Origin of the sequence: Citrobacter sp. NCU1, assembly GCF_010231475.1 — a bacterium.
Classification (GTDB): domain Bacteria; phylum Pseudomonadota; class Gammaproteobacteria; order Enterobacterales; family Enterobacteriaceae; genus Citrobacter_D.
Genome location: NZ_NRDO01000046.1, coordinates 161,800 through 182,777, shown reverse-complemented (window position 1 = coordinate 182,777; position 20,978 = coordinate 161,800). Strand labels below are relative to the sequence as shown.

The 20,978-nt window shown below is 51.5% G+C and carries 18 protein-coding genes; 9 read left to right on the top strand and 9 right to left on the bottom strand.

Translation table 11 applies throughout. From position 1 onward, the window contains the following. Window positions 1-275: 275 nt before the first annotated feature. Window positions 276-488 carry a transcription antiterminator/RNA stability regulator CspE gene (gene cspE, locus CJP72_RS16550; RefSeq protein ID WP_000014594.1) on the top strand — a complete coding sequence of 71 codons (213 nt, stop codon included), beginning with the start codon at window positions 276-278 and terminating at the stop codon, window positions 486-488. A gap of 165 nt (window positions 489-653) precedes the next feature. Then, the gene (cueP, locus tag CJP72_RS16545; protein WP_162382438.1) at window positions 654-1,193 is read left to right on the top strand and encodes a copper-binding periplasmic metallochaperone CueP; all 540 of its coding nucleotides are present in this window, start codon (window positions 654-656) and stop codon (window positions 1,191-1,193) included. A 56-nt stretch (window positions 1,194-1,249) separates the two neighbouring features. Here cueP and glyS read toward each other — a convergent pair whose 3' ends face one another. From glyS to CJP72_RS16530, 3 genes are all read right to left on the bottom strand, one after another. Further along, entirely contained in the window at window positions 1,250-3,319 is a 2,070-nt protein-coding gene (glyS, locus tag CJP72_RS16540) for a glycine--tRNA ligase subunit beta (RefSeq protein WP_162382437.1), read from the bottom strand. 9 nt (window positions 3,320-3,328) lie between these two features. After that, entirely contained in the window at window positions 3,329-4,240 is a 912-nt protein-coding gene (gene glyQ / locus CJP72_RS16535) for a glycine--tRNA ligase subunit alpha (RefSeq protein WP_006817708.1), read from the bottom strand. Between the two features lie 95 nt (window positions 4,241-4,335). Further along, window positions 4,336-4,638 (bottom strand): YsaB family lipoprotein, encoded by a 303-nt coding sequence (locus CJP72_RS16530; RefSeq protein ID WP_162382436.1) that lies wholly within the window; start codon window positions 4,636-4,638, stop codon window positions 4,336-4,338. Window positions 4,639-4,816: 178 nt separating this feature from the next. Between CJP72_RS16530 and CJP72_RS16525 the strand changes: the two genes are divergently transcribed. After that, window positions 4,817-5,812 carry an acyltransferase gene (locus CJP72_RS16525; protein ID WP_162382435.1) on the top strand — a complete coding sequence of 332 codons (996 nt, stop codon included), beginning with the start codon at window positions 4,817-4,819 and terminating at the stop codon, window positions 5,810-5,812. A gap of 24 nt (window positions 5,813-5,836) precedes the next feature. On the opposite strand, the gene CJP72_RS16520 is transcribed toward CJP72_RS16525, so the two are convergent. The 3 genes from CJP72_RS16520 to xylA all read right to left on the bottom strand — a co-directional run bounded on the left by CJP72_RS16520 (window position 5,837) and on the right by xylA (window position 9,214). Continuing rightward, the gene (locus CJP72_RS16520) at window positions 5,837-6,190 is read right to left on the bottom strand and encodes a YiaA/YiaB family inner membrane protein (protein WP_162382434.1); all 354 of its coding nucleotides are present in this window, start codon (window positions 6,188-6,190) and stop codon (window positions 5,837-5,839) included. Between the two features lie 173 nt (window positions 6,191-6,363). Next, complete coding sequence (xylB, locus tag CJP72_RS16515; RefSeq protein ID WP_162382433.1) at window positions 6,364-7,818, bottom strand: xylulokinase; 1,455 nt, start codon at window positions 7,816-7,818, stop codon at window positions 6,364-6,366. 73 nt (window positions 7,819-7,891) lie between these two features. Further along, window positions 7,892-9,214: a xylose isomerase gene (gene xylA, locus CJP72_RS16510; protein WP_162382432.1), complete on the bottom strand. Its 1,323-nt coding sequence runs from the start codon at window positions 9,212-9,214 to the stop codon at window positions 7,892-7,894. A 365-nt stretch (window positions 9,215-9,579) separates the two neighbouring features. On the opposite strand from xylA, the gene xylF reads away from it, so the two are divergent. The 4 genes from xylF to xylR all read left to right on the top strand — a co-directional run bounded on the left by xylF (window position 9,580) and on the right by xylR (window position 14,645). Further along, window positions 9,580-10,572: a D-xylose ABC transporter substrate-binding protein gene (gene xylF, locus CJP72_RS16505; protein WP_162382431.1), complete on the top strand. Its 993-nt coding sequence runs from the start codon at window positions 9,580-9,582 to the stop codon at window positions 10,570-10,572. Window positions 10,573-10,683: 111 nt separating this feature from the next. Continuing rightward, window positions 10,684-12,225 carry a xylose ABC transporter ATP-binding protein gene (locus CJP72_RS16500; protein ID WP_162382430.1) on the top strand — a complete coding sequence of 514 codons (1,542 nt, stop codon included), beginning with the start codon at window positions 10,684-10,686 and terminating at the stop codon, window positions 12,223-12,225. Next, entirely contained in the window at window positions 12,203-13,384 is a 1,182-nt protein-coding gene (gene xylH / locus CJP72_RS16495) for a xylose ABC transporter permease XylH (RefSeq protein WP_162382429.1), read from the top strand. Before CJP72_RS16500 ends, xylH begins: the two co-directional genes overlap by 23 nt. Before the next feature lie 82 nt (window positions 13,385-13,466). Then, a complete protein-coding gene (gene xylR, locus CJP72_RS16490) occupies window positions 13,467-14,645 on the top strand; it encodes a D-xylose utilization transcriptional activator XylR (protein WP_162382428.1) in 1,179 nt (392 codons plus the stop codon). 47 nt (window positions 14,646-14,692) lie between these two features. Here the strand turns inward: xylR and CJP72_RS16485 are convergent, their stop codons facing one another. Further along, on the bottom strand, window positions 14,693-15,517 hold the full coding sequence (locus CJP72_RS16485) for a protein bax (protein ID WP_162382427.1): 825 nt from the start codon (window positions 15,515-15,517) through the stop codon (window positions 14,693-14,695). A gap of 316 nt (window positions 15,518-15,833) precedes the next feature. Here CJP72_RS16485 and malS point away from each other — a divergent pair, with 316 nt between their 5' ends. Together malS and avtA are read left to right on the top strand one after the other, a co-directional pair. Beyond that, the gene (gene malS / locus CJP72_RS16480) at window positions 15,834-17,864 is read left to right on the top strand and encodes an alpha-amylase (protein WP_162382426.1); all 2,031 of its coding nucleotides are present in this window, start codon (window positions 15,834-15,836) and stop codon (window positions 17,862-17,864) included. 177 nt (window positions 17,865-18,041) lie between these two features. Beyond that, a complete protein-coding gene (gene avtA, locus CJP72_RS16475; protein ID WP_162382425.1) occupies window positions 18,042-19,292 on the top strand; it encodes a valine--pyruvate transaminase in 1,251 nt (416 codons plus the stop codon). 43 nt (window positions 19,293-19,335) lie between these two features. On the opposite strand, the gene CJP72_RS16470 is transcribed toward avtA, so the two are convergent. Together CJP72_RS16470 and CJP72_RS16465 are read right to left on the bottom strand one after the other, a co-directional pair. Then, window positions 19,336-19,809, bottom strand: a complete 474-nt coding sequence (locus CJP72_RS16470) for a 4Fe-4S dicluster domain-containing protein (protein WP_162382424.1) — start codon at window positions 19,807-19,809, stop codon at window positions 19,336-19,338. Between the two features lie 322 nt (window positions 19,810-20,131). Continuing rightward, the gene (locus tag CJP72_RS16465) at window positions 20,132-20,872 is read right to left on the bottom strand and encodes a MipA/OmpV family protein (protein ID WP_162382423.1); all 741 of its coding nucleotides are present in this window, start codon (window positions 20,870-20,872) and stop codon (window positions 20,132-20,134) included. Window positions 20,873-20,978 lie beyond the last annotated feature (106 nt).

The following is a 20,978-nucleotide window of genomic DNA, read 5'->3' as shown; positions in this document are numbered from 1 at the left end:
GACCTGCGAACTCCATGACTTAACGGTCCTGTACCGGGACCGTTTTCCCGTTTTGATAGCGAAAGGGAAAAATAAAAGTTGCATCGATATGCATTACATGAGTTAATGCACTCAACGGTTTGACGTACAGACCATTAAAGCAGTTTAGTAAGGCAGTCCCCTTCAAGAGTTATCGTTGATACCCCTCGTAGTGCGCATTTCCTTAACGCTTAAAAAATCTGTAAAGCACGCCATATCGCCGAAAGGCAAACTTATTTTTTAAAAGGTAATACACTATGTCCGGTAAAATGACTGGTATCGTAAAATGGTTCAACGCTGATAAAGGCTTCGGCTTCATCACTCCTGACGATGGCTCTAAAGACGTGTTCGTACACTTCTCTGCTATCCAGAACGACGGTTACAAATCCCTGGATGAAGGTCAGAAAGTTTCCTTCACCATCGAAAGCGGCGCTAAAGGCCCGGCAGCTGGCAACGTAACCAGCCTGTAAGCTTAAAAAGCTCAGAATTGAAGATCCCTGCCAAACGGCGGGGATTTTTTTTATCTGAATCCTGCCATTCCTCGTCTTTGCATTACTTTACCTGCGCAACCTTTGACCTTACCCTTAGGGCAAGCATTATAGTGAAATCCCTGTTTTTCACATGGAATTGAAGCTATGCCGAAACCCTCACTCTTGTTATGCCTGGGATTACTCACCAGCAGCGCCGCTTTCGCCGCAACGTCTGAATCTGCATTCCTTGCAGAGCATGGGCTTGCTGGTAAATCCGTTGAGCAGATCGTCGAAACTATCGATCAGTCTCCGCAGAATCGTCCACTGCCTTACTCTGCTTCCATAACCAGTACCGAGCTGAAGTTATCGGGCGGAGACCAGACATACACATTGCCGCTGGGTGATAAGTTCTATCTCTCCTTTGCGCCTTATGAACAGCAAACTCATCCCTGTTTTAACCACAGTCTTTCCGGCTGTCGGGGAGAGATGCCGAACACGACATTCAATGTGAAAGTGACGGATAACAAGGGTGATGTTGTCGTCCAAAAAGAGATGAAAAGCTATCAGAATGGTTTTATCGGAGTGTGGCTGCCACGCAAGATGGAAGGTGCCATCGAAGTGAGCTACAACGGTAAGAAAGCGGTTCATCCCATTACAACCATGGATGACAGCCAAACCTGCCTGACCTCGTTGCAGTTACGCTAACCCTTTGGCATAAAAAAACCTGCCGAAAGGCAGGTTTTTTGAGTAAGAGCGAATGCTTATTGCAGCAGAGAAATGTCCGCGACGCGCAGGAACAGTTCACGCAGTTTTTCGAGCATAGACAGACGGTTAATACGCAGATCTTTATCCTCGACGTTCACCATCACTTTCTCGAAGAAGGCATCGACCGGCTCACGCAGCTCAGCCAACTCAGCCAGCGCGTCCTGATAGCGACCTTCCGCGAAGAACGGCTCAAGCTTGTCACGCAGCACCACAACCTGCATGGCCAGCGCAATCTCTTCCGGCTCTTTCAGCGTCGCGGCGTTCACACGCTCGTTTAGCGTCTCGTCAGATTTCGCCAGAATGTTAGAAACACGCTTGTTCGCTGCCGCCAGCGCAGAGGCCGCTTCCAGCGTACGGAAGTGCGAAACCGCCTTCATACGCGCATCGAAATCTGCCGGACGGGTCGGACGACGCGCCAGAACCGCCTGAATAGTGTCGACGGTATAACCTTCGTCCTGATACCAGGCGCGGAAACGACCCAGCATAAAGTCGATAACGTCATCCACCACGTTGGCATTCGTCAGCTTGTCGCCATACAGACGCACCGCTTCTTCGGTCAGGGTTTGCAGATCAAGGTTCAGGTTCTTCTCAACGATGATACGCAGCACGCCCAGCGCGGCACGACGCAGCGCAAATGGGTCTTTGTCGCCTTTCGGATGCTGACCGATACCGAAGATACCCGCCAGGGTGTCCATCTTGTCGGCAATCGCCACGGCACAAGCCACCGGGTTTGACGGCAGGTCATCACCCGCGAAACGTGGCTGATACTGTTCGTTCAGCGCCACAGCCACATCTTCTGCTTCGCCATCATGACGCGCGTAGTGCATGCCCATCACGCCCTGAGTGTCGGTGAACTCGAAGACCATGTTGGTCATCAGGTCGCACTTGGAGAGCAGGCCCGCACGGGTCGCGTGGTTTACGTCAGCGCCAATCTGTTCAGCAATCCAGCCTGCCAGCGCCTGAATACGATCGGTCTTGTCGCGCAGCGTGCCCAGCTGTTGCTGGAACAGTACGGTTTGCAGACGCGGCAGGTTATCTTCCAGACGTTTTTTGCGGTCAGTGTTGAAAAAGAACTCAGCATCCGCCAGACGTGGACGCACCACTTTCTCGTTACCGGAGATGATCTGCTGTGGGTCTTTCGACTCAATGTTGGAGACGAAGATAAAGTTTGGCAGCAGTTTGCCGTCGTTTGCGTAAACCGGGAAGTACTTCTGGTCACCTTTCATGGTGTGTACCAGCGCTTCAGACGGCACCGCGAGGAATTTCTCTTCGAATTTCGCGGTCAGGACAACCGGCCACTCCACCAGCGAGGTCACTTCTTCTAACAGGCTTTCGCTCAGGTCAGCGTTACCGCCAATCTTACGTGCCGCTTCTTCCGCATCCGCTTTAATCTTCGCCTTACGCTCTTCGTAATCCGCGATAACTTTACCGCGCTCACGCAGAATTTCAGGATACTGATCGGCGTTGTCGAGGGTGAATTCCGGCTCGCCCATAAAGCGATGGCCGCGAATCACGCGATCGGACTGAATGCCCAGGATGGTTGCCGGAATGACTTTATCGCCAAGCAGCAAAGTCACGGTATGTACCGGACGCACGAAGTGGACGTCGCTTGCTCCCCAACGCATCAGTTTAGGGATCGGCAGCTTCGCCAGCGAGGTTGCTACCATGTTCGGCACCAGCGCTTCGGTGCTTTCGCCCTTCACGTGGGCGCGATAGAGCAGCCATTCGCCTTTGTCAGTGGTCAGGCGCTCAGCCTGGTCAACGGTGATCCCGCAACCACGCGCCCAGCCTTCTGCCGCTTTGCTCGGCTTGCCTTCCGCGTCGAACGCCCGGGCAATCGCCGGGCCGCGTTTTTCAACTTCGCGGTCGGCCTGTGATTCAGCCAGATTCGCGACTTTCAGCGCCAGACGACGCGGAGCAGCAAACCACTCAACGTTGCCGTGTGCGAGGCCGGCGTTATCCAGCTCCGCAGTAAAGTTCGCAGCAAAGGACTCTGCCAGGCTGCGCAGGGCTTTTGGTGGTAGCTCTTCAGTGCCGATTTCCACCAGAAAAGTTTTCTCAGACATGGCCGCCTCTTACTTGTCTTTGTTGCACATCGGGAAGCCAAGGGCTTCACGGGAAGCATAATAAGCTTCTGCCACTGCTTTGGTCAGGGTGCGAATGCGCAGAATGTAGCGCTGACGCTCGGTGACGGAGATGGCTTTACGCGCATCCAACAGGTTGAAGCTGTGAGCGGCTTTCAGAATACGCTCGTAGGCAGGCAGCGGCAGTGGGTTTTCCAGCGCCAGCAGCTGCTGAGCTTCTTTCTCATACTGCTCAAAGCAGGAGAACAGGAAGTCCACATCCGCGTATTCGAAGTTGTAGGTGGATTGCTCCACTTCGTTCTGATGGAACACGTCGCCGTAGGTGGTTTTACCCAGCGGGCCGTCGCTCCAGACCAGGTCGTAAACGCTGTCTACGCCCTGAATGTACATCGCCAGACGCTCCAGACCGTAAGTGATCTCACCGGTCACCGGTTTGCACTCCAGACCGCCCACCTGCTGGAAGTAAGTGAACTGCGTCACTTCCATCCCGTTCAGCCACACTTCCCAGCCCAGACCCCAGGCGCCCAGTGTTGGGTTTTCCCAGTTATCTTCCACGAAACGGATGTCGTGGATAGTCGGGTCCATTCCCAGCTCTTTCAGAGAACCAAGGTACAGCTCCTGAATGTTGTCCGGAGATGGCTTAATGACCACCTGGAACTGATAGTAGTGCTGTAAACGGTTCGGGTTTTCGCCGTAGCGGCCATCGGTCGGACGACGAGAAGGCTGCACATAGGCCGTCGCCATCGGCTCTGGCCCCAGCGCACGCAGGCAAGTCATTGGGTGAGAAGTCCCCGCGCCGACTTCCATGTCCAATGGTTGAACAATGGTGCAGCCCTGGCGAGCCCAGTAATCCTGTAAGGTCAGGATCAAGCCCTGGAAGGTCCTGGTATCAAACTTTTGCATATTATTTCGTGCTGGATACGTGTGGATTTAAAGGAAGGGATCAGTATACCCGCTGACTGCAAGATATACAGTACGAAACGGGAAAAAGGCAGGGCTTAACGCATGGAAAGGTGTAAAAACTGCCCGTCCGCATCAAAAGAACAGACAAAACCCTCTTTGCGAAAGGTATAGCCGCGCATTTCATAACTGCCCTGAAACTGCTCAAAGCCGGTAACATCAATTTTTTGCGGGTCTGTGTTGTAACGCTTTGCCGCCTGACCTTTGCACAACGCTTCCATATCCAGCGTTCTCGAGGGGCTCACTTTGAGCTTCTGTGCTTTTTGCACTGGCGGTTGCTCGCCAGCACAACCCGCCAGCACCAGAGTCAGCATGGCCGGGAAGAGAAACTTCATCATCATTTTTATTACCGCCTTATATGCCGGTCTGTCTTATTATTATTAACGTTCGCGTCGCCAGCGCATTTTGCGAATCTCGCCAGCGCATCACAAGCTTTAGCGTATAAACTCAGATTATTCCAGTGAGATACGCCGGCAAATTACCAGTCAGACTTTTTTTAGAACGAAAACAGAGGCACTGATGCAGCCCAAAATATATTGGATTGATAATCTGCGCGGGATTGCGTGTTTAATGGTGGTCATGATTCATACCACGACCTGGTATGTGACTAATGCGCAAAGCGTCAGCCCGATAAATTGGGATCTTGCGAATGTCCTGAACTCAGCCTCACGCGTGAGCGTTCCGCTTTTCTTTATGATTTCAGGCTTTCTCTTTTTTGGGGAACGTAGTGCCCAACCACGTCATTTTTTACGTATTGCGCTCTGCCTGTTGTTCTACAGCGGCGTGGCCCTGGTGTATATCGCGTTGTTTACCTCTATCAACGCAGAACTCTCGCTGAAAAATCTGCTGCAAAAACCGGTGTTCTACCATTTGTGGTTTTTCTTCGCGATCGCTGTTATTTACCTGGTATCACCACTGATACAGGTTAAAAACGTCAGTGGGAAAATGTTGCTGGTACTAATGGTGATGATTGGCATCATCGCCAATCCCAATACCGTGACGCAGAAAATTGGCGGATTTGAGTGGCTACCGATTAATTTATATATCAATGGCGACACCTTCTATTACATCCTGTACGGCATGCTCGGCCGGGCCATTGGCATGATGGACACGCAGAAAAGGTCGCTCACCGTGATAAGCACGCTCCTTTGTATTACCGCTGTGGTGGTGATTTCTCGCGGTACGCTGTATGAACTTCGCTGGCGAGGAAATTTTGCCGATACCTGGTATGTCTATTGTGGACCGGCAGTGTTTATTTTCGCGATGTCGCTACTGACGCTGGTCAAGAATACGCTGAATAAACAAACCGTTCCGGCGCTGGGGCTGATTTCGCGTCATTCACTCGGCATTTATGGATTCCATGCGCTCATTATTCATGCGTTGCGCACCAATGGGATTGAAATTAAACACTGGCCACCGCTCGACATCGTCTGGATTTTCACTCTCACTCTGGCGGGGAGTTTGCTGTTTTCCGTGCTATTGCAGCGAGTGGATACACGCAGGCTGGTCAGCTAAGTTGGCAGGTGATGGCTTCGGCCATCATTTACTTTCACAATTTGACGCATACATGTCCGCGCCGGACAGACATATCCCCGCCGCCAGCAGACAGGTCACTTTCATCACTGATGGCAACTCAATATTCCATACCCCAATGAGAAGCATTCCAGAACTAAACAATAACAAATACTTGCAGTACCCGAGCAGGCGTTCACCGCCGGTCTGTTCATAATGAATCAGAACAGGAAAGCCCATCATGACGATAACGCCCAAAAAATAGCCTTTTTGGTACAACGTTTGGCAAACGGGCCATAACCCTGCCAGATAGACCAGAGCGCCACTGACCAGCATCAGTAACCCCACAGCCCGCTTCCTGCGCACAATGTTATCGTCCATATCCCTCTCCTTATGCTCTGGTGATGCACATTAAGGCAATAAATAGAGATGAGAAAGACGATGGCGTGGACATACCGTAAAATAGGAAAACACACATACTAATTTCTATGTGTATTAAATGAAGTAATTGGCACCAGGAATGCCTTCCGGCGCGAACCGGAAGGCATTGTGGATTAAGACATCAGTGGCAAGAGTTGCTGATAGAGACGGCGGAAAGTGGCGCGCTGTTGTTGATAGCGCGCATGGCGCTGCGCATCCGGATAATGCGCCTGTTCCAGCGGGAGTTGCGGTAACAACCCGGATAACGGTTTCTCGGGATTCACGGCAATTTGTGCCAGACGTGCTGCCCCTAATGCCGGCCCCACATCGCCACCGGTGCGGTAATCTAATTGCAATCCACTGATATCAGAGAGCATTTGTCGCCAATACTCACTGCGAGCACCGCCGCCAATCAACGTAATACTGCCGGGTTGCACGCCACACGCATGGACCGCATCCATGCCATCGGCCAACGCATAACCGACCCCCTCCAGCACCGCCCGCGCCAATTCCGCCGGGCCATGCTGGTGCGTCAAACCAAAGAACACGCCCTTAGCCTGCGGATTGTTGTGTGGCGTACGCTCACCGGAAAGATAGGGCAGGAACCAGACAGTCTCGACGTTGTCATCCGCCTGCTGCGCGGCGGCAATCAGCGCGGGAACATTCGCCATCCCAGTTAATTTTGCCGCCCAGTCCAGACAAGAAGCGGCGCTCAGCATGACGGACATTAAATGCCAGCGTCCGGGCAGCGCGTGGCAAAAACTGTGCACTGCGCTTTCGGGTCTGCTGAGGAAGCCCTCGCTCACCGCAAAATACACGCCGGAGGTGCCCAGGGAGAGCATCGCCTGACCGGCATTCATCATCCCGACGCCAACAGCACCGGCTGCGTTATCGCCTCCGCCTGCCACAACGGGAACCTCTGACATCCCCCAGGACTGCGCCACCTCTGGCAACAGCGTTCCGGTGATATCGCTCCCTTCGTATAACGTCGGCATATGATCACGGGCCAGCCCGCACGCCTCAAGCATGACGTCACTCCAGTCACGCTTCGCCACATCCAGCCACATCGTACCCGCAGCATCAGACATATCGCTGGCAAACTCACCGGTCATCCGCAGGCGCAGATAATCTTTCGGCAGCAAAACGGTGGCGACCTGACGAAAAACCTCCGGCTCGTGACGCTGAACCCACAATAATTTAGGCGCGGTAAAACCGGGCATCATCAGGTTGCCGGTAATGGCGCGAGAGGCAGGCACCTGTTTTTCAAGTAATACGCACTCTTCGGCGCAGCGACCGTCATTCCACAAAATCGCCGGGCGTAATACTCTTTGCTGTTTATCAAGTAACGTGGCGCCATGCATCTGCCCCGCAATACCCACGGCTTTCACACCGCTCAATGTGTGCTGCTGACCCAACGCTTTTACCGCGCGGTCGGTCGCCTGCCACCACTGTTCAGGATCCTGCTCTGACCATAATGGATGAGGGCGGGAGACGGTAAGCGCCTGTGTTTGTGAGGCAATGACCTCCCCTTGCTCATTCACCAGAATGGCCTTCACGCCGGAGGTACCCAGATCAATCCCGATATACATAGCGATGATTCCTTTAACAGAAATGCCCGGTGGTGCTCTCGCTTACCGGGCTACAGGCAGCTAACGAAGCCGGTTACTTGTCGAACAGATAATGATTCACCAGGTTTTCCAGCAGTTCCTGATGGCCACTCTGATGAACAGGTGCCAGATTACGTTGTTCAGCATACTGCGACAGCTCACTGAGTGATAACTGACCTTTCAGGATTTGCTGGCCCAGTTCGCCATTCCATCCGGCATAGCGTTTCGCTACGCGTTTATCCAGTTCACCCTCTTCAAGCATACGCGCCGCAACTTTCAGCGACAGCGCCATTGTGTCCATTGCCCCAATATGGCCGTAGAACAGGTCGTATTTATCGGTGCTTTGGCGACGCACTTTGGCGTCAAAATTCAGGCCGCCGGTGGTGAAGCCGCCCGCTTTCAGGATCTCATACATCACCAGCGCATTTTCTTCCACGCTGTTCGGGAACTGATCGGTATCCCACCCCAATTGCGCATCGCCACGGTTGGCGTCAACGGAACCAAAAATACCCAACGCGATAGCAGAGGCAATTTCATGGTGGAAAGAGTGTCCCGCCAGCGTCGCATGGTTTGCTTCAATGTTAACTTTGATCTCTTTTTCCAGGCCGAACTGTTTGAGGAAGCCGTAGACGGTTGCAACATCATAGTCATACTGGTGTTTAGTCGGTTCCTGCGGTTTGGGTTCGATAAGCAGCGTGCCCTGGAAGCCAATTTTGTGTTTATGCTCAACCACCATTTGCATAAAGCGACCAATTTGCTCGCGCTCCTGCCGCAGGTCCGTATTCAGCAAGGTTTCGTAACCTTCACGACCGCCCCACAGTACGTAGTTTTCCCCACCCAATTTATGGGTGGCATTCATCGCCGTCACCACCTGGGTGGCCGCCCAGCTAAAGACTTCCGGATCGGGGTTGGTGGCAGCACCCGCGCCGTAGCGAGGATTCGTAAAGCAGTTCGCCGTCCCCCATAACAGCTTCACGCCGCTCTGGTCCTGTTTTTGTGCCAGAACATCAACCATTTGTGCAAAGTTATTTTTGTACTCTTGTAATGAAGCGCCTTCAGGTGAGACATCCACATCATGGAAACAGTAATACGGCACATTCAGTTTGTGGAAGAATTCAAACGCGACATCCGCCTTGCGCTTCGCACGTTCAATCGCCTCGCCAGGTTGCTGCCACGGGCGATTAAACGACCCAACGCCAAACATATCGGCACCATTCCAACAAAAGGTATGCCAGTAGCACGCCGCAAAACGCAAATGATCTTCCATGCGTTTGCCCAACACGATTTCGTCTGGATTATAGTGACGAAATGCTAATGGATTAGTCGATTTGGTGCCTTCATAACGAACACGATCAAGCTGGTCAAAATAGGCTTGCATAATGAACTCCATAATCAGGTAATGCGGCGGGTGATTGATAATGTCGTAATATTGGGCACTCCCAGACCATTGCTCAATTATGTTATTTCACACTGCCATTGAGATAATTCACAAGTGTGCGCCACTTCGCAAAATAAAAGTCAAACAATTAAAAAAACGTTACATATCAAACTGAAATGCAAGTTAAGCGGCAATTCATTTAAAATAAGATCTCGGTCATAAATTACGAAATAAACCAAAAATCGTAACTGGAAGATAAAAATCTATAATTGCCTTCCGGGCATTACCTGTTAAAAATCTGCTAAGTCTTACGCTGTGATTGTTACTTTTATTGCCGTTCCTCCCCTACAAAAGGCATCACGATTATGAAGATAAAAAACATTTTACTGACTGTCTGCACATCCCTTTTACTCACCAGCGTCGCAGGCCATGCCAAAGAAGTTAAAATCGGTATGGCGATTGATGATCTCCGCCTGGAACGCTGGCAGAAAGATCGCGATATTTTCGTCAGCAAAGCGGAATCGCTCGGCGCAAAAGTATTTGTACAATCTGCAAATGGTAATGAAGAAACCCAAATGTCGCAGATTGAAAACATGATCAACCGTGGCGTTGACGTCCTGGTGATAATTCCTTACAACGGACAAGTCTTAAGCAATGTCATCAAAGAAGCGAAGCAAGAAGGGATAAAAGTCCTGGCATATGACCGTATGATCAACGATGCCGATATCGATTTTTATATCTCTTTTGATAATGAAAAAGTGGGCGAATTACAGGCTCAATCACTGGTCGATATTGTACCCCAGGGGAATTATTTTTTGATGGGGGGTTCGCCTGTCGATAATAATGCGAAACTGTTCCGCGCCGGGCAAATGAAAGTATTAAAACCGTATATTGACGAAGGAAAAATTAAGGTTGTCGGCGATCAATGGGTTGACGGCTGGTTACCTGAAAATGCCTTGAAGATTATGGAAAATGCGTTGACCGCCAACAATAACAAAATTGATGCCGTTGTCGCATCAAATGACGCAACGGCGGGCGGTGCAGTTCAGGCGCTAAGTGCACAAGGTTTATCAGGAAAAGTCGCTATTTCCGGACAGGATGCAGACCTCGCCGGTATCAAACGCATTATGGCAGGTACGCAAACGATGACGGTGTATAAACCAATCTCCCTGCTCGCCAATACCGCCGCAGAGATCGCCGTCGAAATGGGGAATGATAAGCAACCTAAAGCAGATACCACGCTGAACAATGGTTTGAAAGATGTCCCTTCCCGACTGCTGACGCCTATTGATGTGAACAAAGACAATATTTCCGAAACCGTCATCAAAGACGGGTTCCACAAGCAAAGTGAGCTTTAAGCGTTACGCCCTCTGAATCATCAGAGGGCGGTACCCACGTTGCAGAAAAATAGCGACAGGTACATGTCAACATCCACGCAGGGTTCTCTTATTGGCTTATGTGGAGCAGTTATGCCATATCTACTTGAAATGAAGAACATTACCAAGACATTCGGCGTCGTGAAGGCGGTTGATAACGTTAGCCTCAGGGTCAATGCCGGCGAAATCGTTTCATTATGCGGCGAGAATGGTTCTGGGAAATCAACATTAATGAAGGTGCTGTGTGGTATTTATCCGTACGGCTCTTACGAAGGCGAGATAATTTTCGCAGGCGAAACGATTCAGGCTAACCATATTCGCGACACAGAACGCAAAGGTATTGCCATTATCCATCAGGAATTAGCCCTGGTTAAACATTTGACGGTTCTGGAAAATATATTTCTTGGCAGCGAAATCACGCGTAATGGCCTTTTGGATTACGACATGATGACGCTGCGTTGCCAAAAATTATTAGAACAGGTGAGCTTGTCCATTTCGCCCGATACACGGGTAGGCGATTTAGGTTTGGGTCAACAGCAACTGGTCGAAATTGCTAAAGCGCTGAATAAACAGGTCCGTCTGCTCATTCTGGATGAACCCACCGCCTCGCTCACTGAGCAGGAAACCGCCATCCTGCTGAATATTATACGTGACCTGCAGCAGCATGATATTGCCTGCATTTACATTTCACACAAACTCAATGAGGTCAAAGCCATTTCGGATACGATTTGCGTTATTCGCGATGGTCAGCACATTGGTACTCGTGATGCCACGGGGATGAGCGAAGACGATATTATCACTATGATGGTCGGGCGTGAGTTAACCGCGCTCTATCCCAGTGAACCGCACACCATGGGAGACGAGATTTTACGGGTTGAGCACCTTACCGCCTGGCATCCCGTTAACCGCCATATTAAGCGTGTTAACGATATTTCCTTCTCACTTAAGCGCGGTGAAATTCTGGGTATTGCCGGGCTTGTCGGAGCCGGGCGTACTGAAGCCGTTCAGTGTCTGTTTGGTGTCTGGCCAGGGCGCTGGGAGGGGAAAATATTCATTGACGGTAATCAGGTCGATATTCGTAACTGCCAGCAAGCCATTGCTCACGGTATTGCTATGGTGCCCGAAGACCGCAAAAAAGACGGTATTGTTCCCGTGATGGCAGTGGGAAAAAATATCACGCTGGCGGCCCTCGACACCTTTACCGGGCCTCTGAGCCATCTTGATGATGCAGCAGAACAAAAATGCATTCTGGAATCTCTCCAGCAACTCAAAGTAAAAACCTCCTCTCCCGATCTTGCCATTGGTCGTCTGAGCGGAGGCAATCAGCAAAAAGCGATTCTGGCACGTTGCCTCCTGTTAAATCCCCGTATTCTCATCCTCGATGAACCCACACGGGGAATTGATATCGGCGCTAAATATGAAATCTACAAGCTCATCAACCAGCTTGTACAGCAAGGTATTGCCGTCATCGTCATCTCTTCCGAATTACCCGAAGTGCTCGGGTTGAGCGATCGCATCCTGGTGATGCATGAAGGAAAACTGAAAGCTAACCTGGTGAATCATAACCTGACTCAGGAGCAGGTCATGGAAGCCGCATTGAGGAGCGAACAGCATGTCGAAAAACACCCCGTCTGAAGCGAAACTCGCGGCCCCACGGGCAAGCGGCTTCCCCGGAATCAAATCGCTTAATTTACAAGTCTTCGTCATGATTGCGGCGATTATCGTTATCATGTTGTTCTTCACGTGGACCACAGATGGCGCTTATCTCAGCGCCCGTAACGTCTCTAACCTGCTGCGGCAAACGGCGATTACGGGTATCCTTGCTGTCGGTATGGTATTCGTAATTATCTCTGCCGAAATCGATCTCTCGGTTGGTTCGATGATGGGCTTACTGGGCGGCGTCGCGGCAATTTGCGATGTCTGGCTCGGGTGGCCATTACCGCTGACGGTGATTGTCACGCTGGCGCTGGGTTTGCTCCTCGGCACCTGGAATGGATGGTGGGTTGCCTACCGCAAAGTCCCTTCGTTTATTGTGACACTTGCCGGCATGCTGGCTTTTCGCGGTATTCTCATCGGGATCACCAACGGCACAACTGTCTCTCCCACCAGCGCTGCGATGTCACAGATTGGCCAAAGTTACTTGTCTGATGGTACTGGCTTTATCATCGGCGCACTCGGGCTGATGGCGTTTATCGGCTGGCAATGGCGTGGGCGTATGCGCCGCCAGGCGTTAGGCCTGGAATCTCCCGTATCGACGTCGGTTGTCGGTCGCCAGGCGTTGACGGCCATTATCGTATTAGGCGCTATCTGGCTGCTAAATGATTATCGTGGCGTCCCGACGCCAGTGCTACTGCTGACGCTGCTGCTGCTCGGCGGGATGTTTATGGCGACGCGCACCGCCTTTGGTCGTCGCATTTATGCCATCGGCGGCAATATCGAAGCCGCGCGTCTGTCAGGGATTAACGTCGAACGTACCAAGCTCGCGGTCTTCGCTATTAATGGCCTGATGGTGGCGATAGCCGGGCTGATCCTCAGTTCACGACTTGGCGCAGGCTCGCCTTCTGCCGGGAATATTGCTGAACTGGATGCGATTGCCGCGTGTGTGATTGGGGGAACCAGCCTGGCGGGAGGTATCGGGAGTGTCGCCGGTGCCGTCATGGGCGCATTTATCATGGCCTCTCTCGACAATGGAATGAGTATGATGGATGTTCCCACCTTCTGGCAATATATCGTGAAGGGTGCGATTCTGTTACTGGCGGTATGGATGGACTCAGCAACCAAACGCCGCGCCTGAATGTAAGAGAAGTGGGGAAGTCTCAATGCCGGTAAATACCTACCGGCATTGTTTTTATGCATGATTCAGCAGGAAAAGAACCATGTTTGATAAACGTCATCGTATCACGCTGTTATTTAACGCTAACAAAGCTTATGACCGCCAGGTCGTCGAAGGGGTCGGCGAATATTTGCAAGCGTCGCAATCCGAGTGGGATATCTTTATTGAGGAGGATTTTCGTGCCCGGATTGATAACATCAAAGAATGGTTAGGAGATGGCGTCATCGCCGACTACGACGATGACGAGATTGCCTGCCTGCTTGCTGACGTTGACGTTCCTATCGTTGGTGTCGGCGGTTCCTACCACCTTCCTGAACATTATCCACCAGTCCATTACATCGCCACGGATAACTTCGCGTTGGTGGAAAGCGCCTTTCTGCACCTGAAAGAAAAAGGGATTAACCGTTTTGCCTTCTATGGCCTACCCGCCTCCAGCGGTAAACGCTGGGCAGCAGAACGTGAATACGCGTTTTGTCAGTTAGTCGCCGAAGAAAAATACCGAGGCGTGGTCTATCAGGGGCTGGAGACGGCGCCAGAAAACTGGCAGCACGCGCAAAATCGCCTGGCAGACTGGCTGCAAACCCTACCGCCGCAAACCGGCATTATTGCGGTGACTGACGCCCGTGCGCGCCATGTACTGCAGGTCTGTGAACATCTGCACATCCCGGTGCCTGAAAAGCTGAGTGTCATTGGGATTGATAACGAAGAGCTCACCCGTTACCTGTCACGCGTCGCGCTCTCGTCGGTCGCGCAGGGGGCGAGGCAGATGGGATATCAGGCCGCCAAAATGCTGCACCGCCTGCTGGCCAACGAAGAGATGCCCTTACAACGTATCCTCGTCCCACCGGTGCGCGTCGTTGAGCGTCAGTCAACCGACTATCGTTCACTCACAGACCCGACCGTCATTCAGGCCATGCATTTCATTCGCAATCATGCCTGTAAAGGTATCAAGGTTGATCAGGTGCTGGACGCAGTGGGAATTTCTCGCTCCAATCTGGAGAAGCGTTTCAAAGAGGAAGTGGGGGAGACTATCCACGCCGTCATCCATGCCGAAAAACTGGAAAAAGCACGTAGCCTGTTGATTTCAACCACACTGTCGATCAACGAGATCTCGCAGATCTGTGGCTATCCTTCCCTGCAATATTTTTATTCGGTCTTTAAAAAAGAGTATGGCACGACCCCAAAAGAGTACCGTGACCTGAACAGTGAAGTGTTGTTGTGATGTATTTGCCGGATGGCGGCACTAATGCGCCACCCGGCATTTAACGATTACATATGTGCGGCAATTAAGCGCTGGTTATCCTGGTACATGGCGAACAGATAGTTGTTATAACTTTGTCCTTTCGTTGAATAACCCTTCAGCTTATGAATCATCGCGGTCGCCGTCACTTCCTGATCCGCTTTGCGCAGCTGCGCACGAGACTTACGGAAGGAAGAGTAAGCCGGGTGGGTATTCAGGTTGATGACATAGGCGCTGACCGACTCTTTAACAGAGTCAAACTGAGAATAGCCTTTCACCTTACCCGGCGCGTTGCTGCAACGGCCTTTCCCACATTTCATACCGAACAAATTGTTATTGTTACGGGCCAGCTTAGAGGTACCCCAACCGCTTTCTGCCGCCGCCATCGTCGCCACCATACTGGTGGGGATAATGTCGACACGTTCAAGCAACGTGTTCCACGGAACTTTACGCGTATTGCCGGACCAGCTCACCTTGTAGCGTTTAGCGATATCTTTCATACGCGCGCGCTCAGAAGGCGACCAGCGATTCTGGTATTGCTTCGAAATCAGCCAGTTACGATCAGCCGTAATGGCAGCATTTTGACTGGTAATATAAGGCATAACCGTCCGGAGAAACGCTTTTTTCCTTGGTGTTCCGGAAGGGTATTTTCGCAAATCAGGAAGTGAACTGCTCTTTGCACTATTGCGAGAATACTCTTGTTTACTGCTTGCCTGTGTACTACTTGTCTTGGTTACGTGGGACGTCTGACTCGTTGTCGTCGTGTGCGTCTTTGCCAGCACCTCACCCGAAAATACGATGGTGAGTAACATAAGAATCATGGCCCCATATCGTCGAATGGGAGTCAATATCATTAGGTCTCCTGGTCGGATTTATACATTCCAACACCTTATATTTTTCACAAAAATGAGAGTTGAATCTCAAATCATATCAAAAATAGCCGTCAAGAGCACTCAAAGGAATAGTCCAATTCTGAAACTATGTCATGCACTAACGGTTAGGGATGTCATTAATTCGATGAAAATGTGGAGGTTATCGCAAAAAAAGACTCTTTTTTGCACACGATCGCTCATCCTCGCGCCTCATCCTGGATGTATTCATCCAAAGGATGAGTTTCCCGCCCCCTTTCACTGGCAAACTGACGAAAAGCGCAGCAACAAGGACCGCGTTATGAAACTTGCCGCCATTGCTTTGGCGTTTATGCCCGGTATTGCGATCGCCTCATCATGGACAACGCCCGGCTTCCCGACCTTTACTGCACAAGGGACCGGTAAATTTGTCAGCCATAGCACGTTGACGAAGGGTACCCGTCCTTTAACGCTGACGTTTGACCAACAGTGCTGGCAGCCCGCAGAGACCATCAAGCTCAATCAGATGCTGTCCCTCAAACCCTGCGAGGGAACCCCTCCGCAATGGCGACTTTTTAAAGAGGGCGACTATACGCTGGAGGTAGATACCCGTTCGGGCACGCCAACGCTGATGCTGTCAGTAAAAAATGCCGCCGAACCTGTCGCCAGTCAGGTGCGTCAGTGCCCAAAATGGGACGGTTCGCCGCTGACCCTGGATGTCGCCCAGACCTTTCCGGAAGGTTCAAAGGTACGCGATTTCTACAGCCAGCAAATCGCTACGGTTAAAAATGGTCACATCACGTTCCAGCCCGCAGCGACCAGTAATGGACTGTTATTGCTGGAACGGGCAGAGACTGACGCTCCCGCCACGTTCGACTGGCATAACGCCACCGTCTACTTTGTGCTGACGGACCGCTTCCAGAACGGCGATCCGACAAACGACAGCAGTTATGGCCGCCATAAAGACGGTATGCAGGAGATCGGTACCTTTCATGGCGGCGATTTACGCGGGCTGGTGAGCAAACTGGACTACCTGCAGCAGCTTGGCGTCAACGCCCTGTGGGTCAGCGCCCCCTTTGAGCAAATTCATGGTTGGGTCGGCGGCGGAACCAAAGGTGATTTCCCCCATTACGCCTACCACGGCTATTACACTCAGGACTGGACCCGACTTGACGCCAATATGGGTACCGAAGATGACCTGCGCGCACTGGTTGACGGCGCACATCAGCGCGGCATTCGCATTGTGTTCGATGTGGTGATGAACCATACCGGTTACGCCACGCTGGCGGATATGCAGGAGTACCAGTTTGGCGCGCTGTATTTATCGGGAGATGAGCTGAAAAAAACGCTCGGTGAGCGCTGGACGGACTGGAAACCCGCGGTAGGTCAAAGCTGGCACAGCTTTAATGATTACATCAACTTCGGCGATAAAGCCGCATGGGAAAAATGGTGGGGTAAAAATTGGATCCGTACCGACATCGGTGATTACAACACTCCGGGCTTTGATGACCTGACCATGTCCCTGGCCTTTCTGCCCGATCTCAAAACCGAGTCCACCATCCCTTCTGGTCTGCCCGTCTTCTATCAACACAAACCGGATACCCATGCCAAAGCCATTGCGGGTTACACGCCGCGAGATTATCTGACTCACTGGTTAAGTCAGTGGGTGCGAGACTACGGCATCGACGGCTTCCGTATCGATACCGCGAAACATGTCGAACTTCCCGCATGGCAACAACTAAAAACGCAGGCCAGCGCTGCGCTGGTTGAATGGAAACGCGCCAATCCCGACAAAGCTCTGGATAACAGTCCCTTCTGGATGACCGGTGAAGCCTGGGGTCATGGCGTGATGCAAAGCGAATATTACCGCCACGGCTTCGACGCGATGATTAATTTTGATTACCAGGAGCAGGCGGCAAAAGCGGTCGATTGTCTGGCAAATATGGATCTCACCTGGCAACAAATGGCTGACAAGTTGCAGAATTTCAACGTCCTGAGTTACCTCTCATCGCACGATACTCGCCTGTTCCGGGAAGGGGACAATAACGCAGCGGAGTTGTTACTGCTGGCGCCAGGCGCTGTGCAGATCTTTTACGGCGATGAGTCTGCGCGACCTTTCGGTCCTACCGGCTCCGATCCTCTGCAGGGTACACGGTCAGATATGAACTGGCAGGACGTGAAGGGCAACGCGGCGGATACCGTTGCACACTGGCAGCGTATCAGCCAGTTCAGAGCCCGGCATTCCGCCATTGGCGCAGGTCAACAAACAACCCTTTCGTTAAAACAGGGATACGGCTTCGTGCGCGAGCAAGGTGACGATAAAGTGATGGTCATTTGGGCTGGCCGCCCCTGATGCCTTCCGGGTTCTGGCATCAGACATGTGTCAGAACCCTTTAGCAAAATAAAACACTTACCAGGCGGAGATTAGCAGCATAAAACGCAAATCGCTTCACCGTCGTCTGATTTGCACCCTGTCAGAGGTAGCGCTATGGTTAGCCACTTTACTCCTTAGCCCGACAGATCACCTGCTATGACATTCTCACTTTTTGGCGACAAATTTACCCGCCACTCAGGCATTACCCGCCTGATGGAGGACCTCAACGACGGTTTGCGCACGCCCGGCGCAATCATGCTTGGCGGCGGTAACCCGGCGCAAATCCCGGCAATGCAGGAATACTTCCACACGCTGCTGGCCGAGATGCTGGAAAATGGCAAAGCCACTGATGCGCTTTGTAATTATGACGGTCCGCAGGGGAAAACCGAATTACTGGATGCGCTCGCCGCACTGCTCCGTGAAACGCTGGGTTGGGATATCGGGCCACAAAATATTGCGCTAACAAATGGTAGTCAGAGCGCATTTTTCTACTTGTTTAATCTCTTTGCCGGGCGCCGTGCCGACGGTACAACCAAAAAAGTGCTTTTCCCGCTCGCGCCGGAATACATTGGCTATGCCGATTCGGGTCTGGAGGAAGATCTCTTTGTTTCCGCACGCCCGAATATTGAGCTGTTACCGGAAGGCCAGTTTAAATATCACGTTGATTTTGAACACCTGCATATCGGTGAAGAGACGGGCATGATCTGTGTATCGCGCCCAACAAACCCAACAGGCAATGTCATCACTGATGAAGAATTGATGAAACTGGATGCTCTGGCTCACCAGCACGGCATTCCGCTGGTGATTGATAACGCTTATGGCGTTCCCTTCCCGGGGATTATTTTCAGCGACGCGCGGCCATTGTGGAATCCCAACATTATCCTGTGCATGAGCCTCTCCAAGCTGGGGCTGCCGGGTTCTCGCTGCGGCATTATTATAGCCAATGAAAAAATCATCACCGCCATCACCAACATGAACGGCATTATCAGCCTGGCGCCTGGTGGTATGGGTCCCGCGATGATGTGCGAAATGATCAAACGCAACGATCTGCTGCGCCTGTCAGAGACCGTGATAAAACCGTTTTATTACCAGCGCGTTCAGGAGACGATTGCCATCATTCGCCGCTATTTATCTGAAGAGCGCTGCCTGATCCATAAACCGGAAGGCGCCATTTTCTTGTGGTTGTGGTTTAAAGAGTTGCCCATAACGACGGAATTGCTCTATCAGCGCCTGAAAAAACGCGGCGTGCTGATGGTGCCTGGCGACTACTTCTTCCCAGGTCTTGATAAACCGTGGCCGCACACGCACCAATGCATGCGGATGAATTACGTTCCCGATCCGGAAAAAATCGAAGCGGGCGTAAAAATTCTGGCAGAAGAGATTGAACGCGCCTGGCTTGAGGGCTGACAAACCATCACACTCCCGGCCATGATTACCGGGAGTGTGACGTTCACAACGGTTGGGAAAGCAGACGTTGACGTTGTAACGTGGCGACATCCAGGCACGCTAAGGCATGGGTGGGACAAGCCTCGACGCAGGCGGGCCCCGCCTCGCGATGCCAGCATAGATCGCATTTGATGGCCTGCGCCCGGGACAACGTCGACACCACATTCATCGCCCCAAACGGGCATGCCAGCATACAACTTTTACACCCGATACAGCGCGATTGCTCAACGAAGATATGTCCATGTTCTCGACGAATAGCCTGCGTCGGGCAGACGTTCGCGCACGGCGCGTCTTCACATTGATGGCAGGCGACTGCCGTTGTGAACGTGTTATCTTTAACAACCCGAATTCGCGAGACGAATTCTTTGGAGGACACTGCGGCACAGTCCTGGTGCTCCTGATGTGAGACCACACAGGCAACTTCGCAGGTCCGACATCCAATGCACTTCGCTGCATCCGCCACAATGAAGGGGTTCATGACCTGCTCCCGATGACCTAAAACGCCAGAGTGCCAGAGAGGCCGCCAGCGCTGCTTTGATCCGACAACGGAAATCATTCATTTTTGTCATATGCCCGTCATGTTCTGGTGTTTTGCCTGATACGTTGATTCCCAGTCAGCGAGTTTCCCCGGGTCATTGCTATTCAAACGTGTAGAGGGAAATGAGGATTTGGATCAACGAGAAGTGATGAACAACTTGCCGGACAGCGGCGCTAACGCGTTCTGTCCGGTCAACCATTGCGGTATTTCACGATATGACGTAAAAATTCGCCCCCTTCCCTGAGGGCAAACGGGATGATAATCAGAAGCGCCAGCTCAGCCCAGTCATGAAAGCGAAACTGTCGTCGCGATCCACCATCGGGCTGTCTTTCACATCGTCCGGCAGCACGGTATACGTTGCGTTGGCAACCAGCACCAGATTGTTGGTTAACGGATACTTCATGGTCAGACCCACATACGGCATCCAGCTGTCGTCAGGAGAGTAGCTGGACAGTCCGCTGCGGCGGGATTCGCTGCCCGATACACCGTAGTAGTAGTCGTTGAAATTTTCGTCGTAATAGAAGACACCAGCAGACGGTGTAAGGGTAAATTTACCCACAGGCATTTGGCGGAAAACTGAAACTTCACCGACCCAACCATTGCTGTTATCCAAAACATCTGCGGCAGCAGAGACTTTCACGCTTCCCCACTTCTGGTGGTGATACCATGCGGCACCAACCATGGCTGTGCTGTCGCGCTTATCCAGCTGCTTCATGTCATGCTCATCGTTGTCGGCAGGATCAAACTCCAGCGGCATCCAGGAAGCAGTTAAGCTAAATTCATTATTCTCATTTTTTGAAAGAATATAGCCTAAGGATGTTTGTCTGAAATAAAAAGACTCACTTTCGTAACTGATCAGCGGTACCGCGTGAACATTTTCATTATATCCGCGATAAGGTGATTCATTATAAACAGCACCTGCACCAAGAGAGAATTCTGAAGCAGTTGCACTAGCCATAAAAGACATTGCAAATATTGCCAAAATATTGCGTTTAATTAACATGCCAAACTTTCCATTTTAAAATATGCTACAAAGCGCGTGCATAATAATGCTTACAATTTCATCGATGCAATGCACTTATTTATATAGTAATATATAAATTCATATA

Bases quoted from the DNA above. Each gene is read 5' to 3' on its own strand.
- cueP (WP_162382438.1), top strand. From the start codon at position 654: ATGCCGAAACCCTCACTCTTGTTATGCCTGGGATTACTCACCAGCAGC.
- glyQ (WP_006817708.1), bottom strand. From the start codon at position 4,240: ATGCAAAAGTTTGATACCAGGACCTTCCAGGGCTTGATCCTGACCTTA.
- CJP72_RS16470 (WP_162382424.1), bottom strand. From the start codon at position 19,809: ATGAACCCCTTCATTGTGGCGGATGCAGCGAAGTGCATTGGATGTCGG.
- xylA (WP_162382432.1), bottom strand. From the start codon at position 9,214: ATGCAAGCCTATTTTGACCAGCTTGATCGTGTTCGTTATGAAGGCACC.
- malS (WP_162382426.1), top strand. From the start codon at position 15,834: ATGAAACTTGCCGCCATTGCTTTGGCGTTTATGCCCGGTATTGCGATC.
- xylB (WP_162382433.1), bottom strand. From the start codon at position 7,818: ATGTATATCGGGATTGATCTGGGTACCTCCGGCGTGAAGGCCATTCTG.
- glyS (WP_162382437.1), bottom strand. From the start codon at position 3,319: ATGTCTGAGAAAACTTTTCTGGTGGAAATCGGCACTGAAGAGCTACCA.
- CJP72_RS16465 (WP_162382423.1), bottom strand. From the start codon at position 20,872: ATGTTAATTAAACGCAATATTTTGGCAATATTTGCAATGTCTTTTATG.
- CJP72_RS16525 (WP_162382435.1), top strand. From the start codon at position 4,817: ATGCAGCCCAAAATATATTGGATTGATAATCTGCGCGGGATTGCGTGT.
- cspE (WP_000014594.1), top strand. From the start codon at position 276: ATGTCCGGTAAAATGACTGGTATCGTAAAATGGTTCAACGCTGATAAA.
- CJP72_RS16500 (WP_162382430.1), top strand. From the start codon at position 10,684: ATGCCATATCTACTTGAAATGAAGAACATTACCAAGACATTCGGCGTC.
- xylH (WP_162382429.1), top strand. From the start codon at position 12,203: ATGTCGAAAAACACCCCGTCTGAAGCGAAACTCGCGGCCCCACGGGCA.
- xylF (WP_162382431.1), top strand. From the start codon at position 9,580: ATGAAGATAAAAAACATTTTACTGACTGTCTGCACATCCCTTTTACTC.
- avtA (WP_162382425.1), top strand. From the start codon at position 18,042: ATGACATTCTCACTTTTTGGCGACAAATTTACCCGCCACTCAGGCATT.
- xylR (WP_162382428.1), top strand. From the start codon at position 13,467: ATGTTTGATAAACGTCATCGTATCACGCTGTTATTTAACGCTAACAAA.
- CJP72_RS16530 (WP_162382436.1), bottom strand. From the start codon at position 4,638: ATGATGATGAAGTTTCTCTTCCCGGCCATGCTGACTCTGGTGCTGGCG.
- CJP72_RS16485 (WP_162382427.1), bottom strand. From the start codon at position 15,517: ATGATATTGACTCCCATTCGACGATATGGGGCCATGATTCTTATGTTA.
- CJP72_RS16520 (WP_162382434.1), bottom strand. From the start codon at position 6,190: ATGGACGATAACATTGTGCGCAGGAAGCGGGCTGTGGGGTTACTGATG.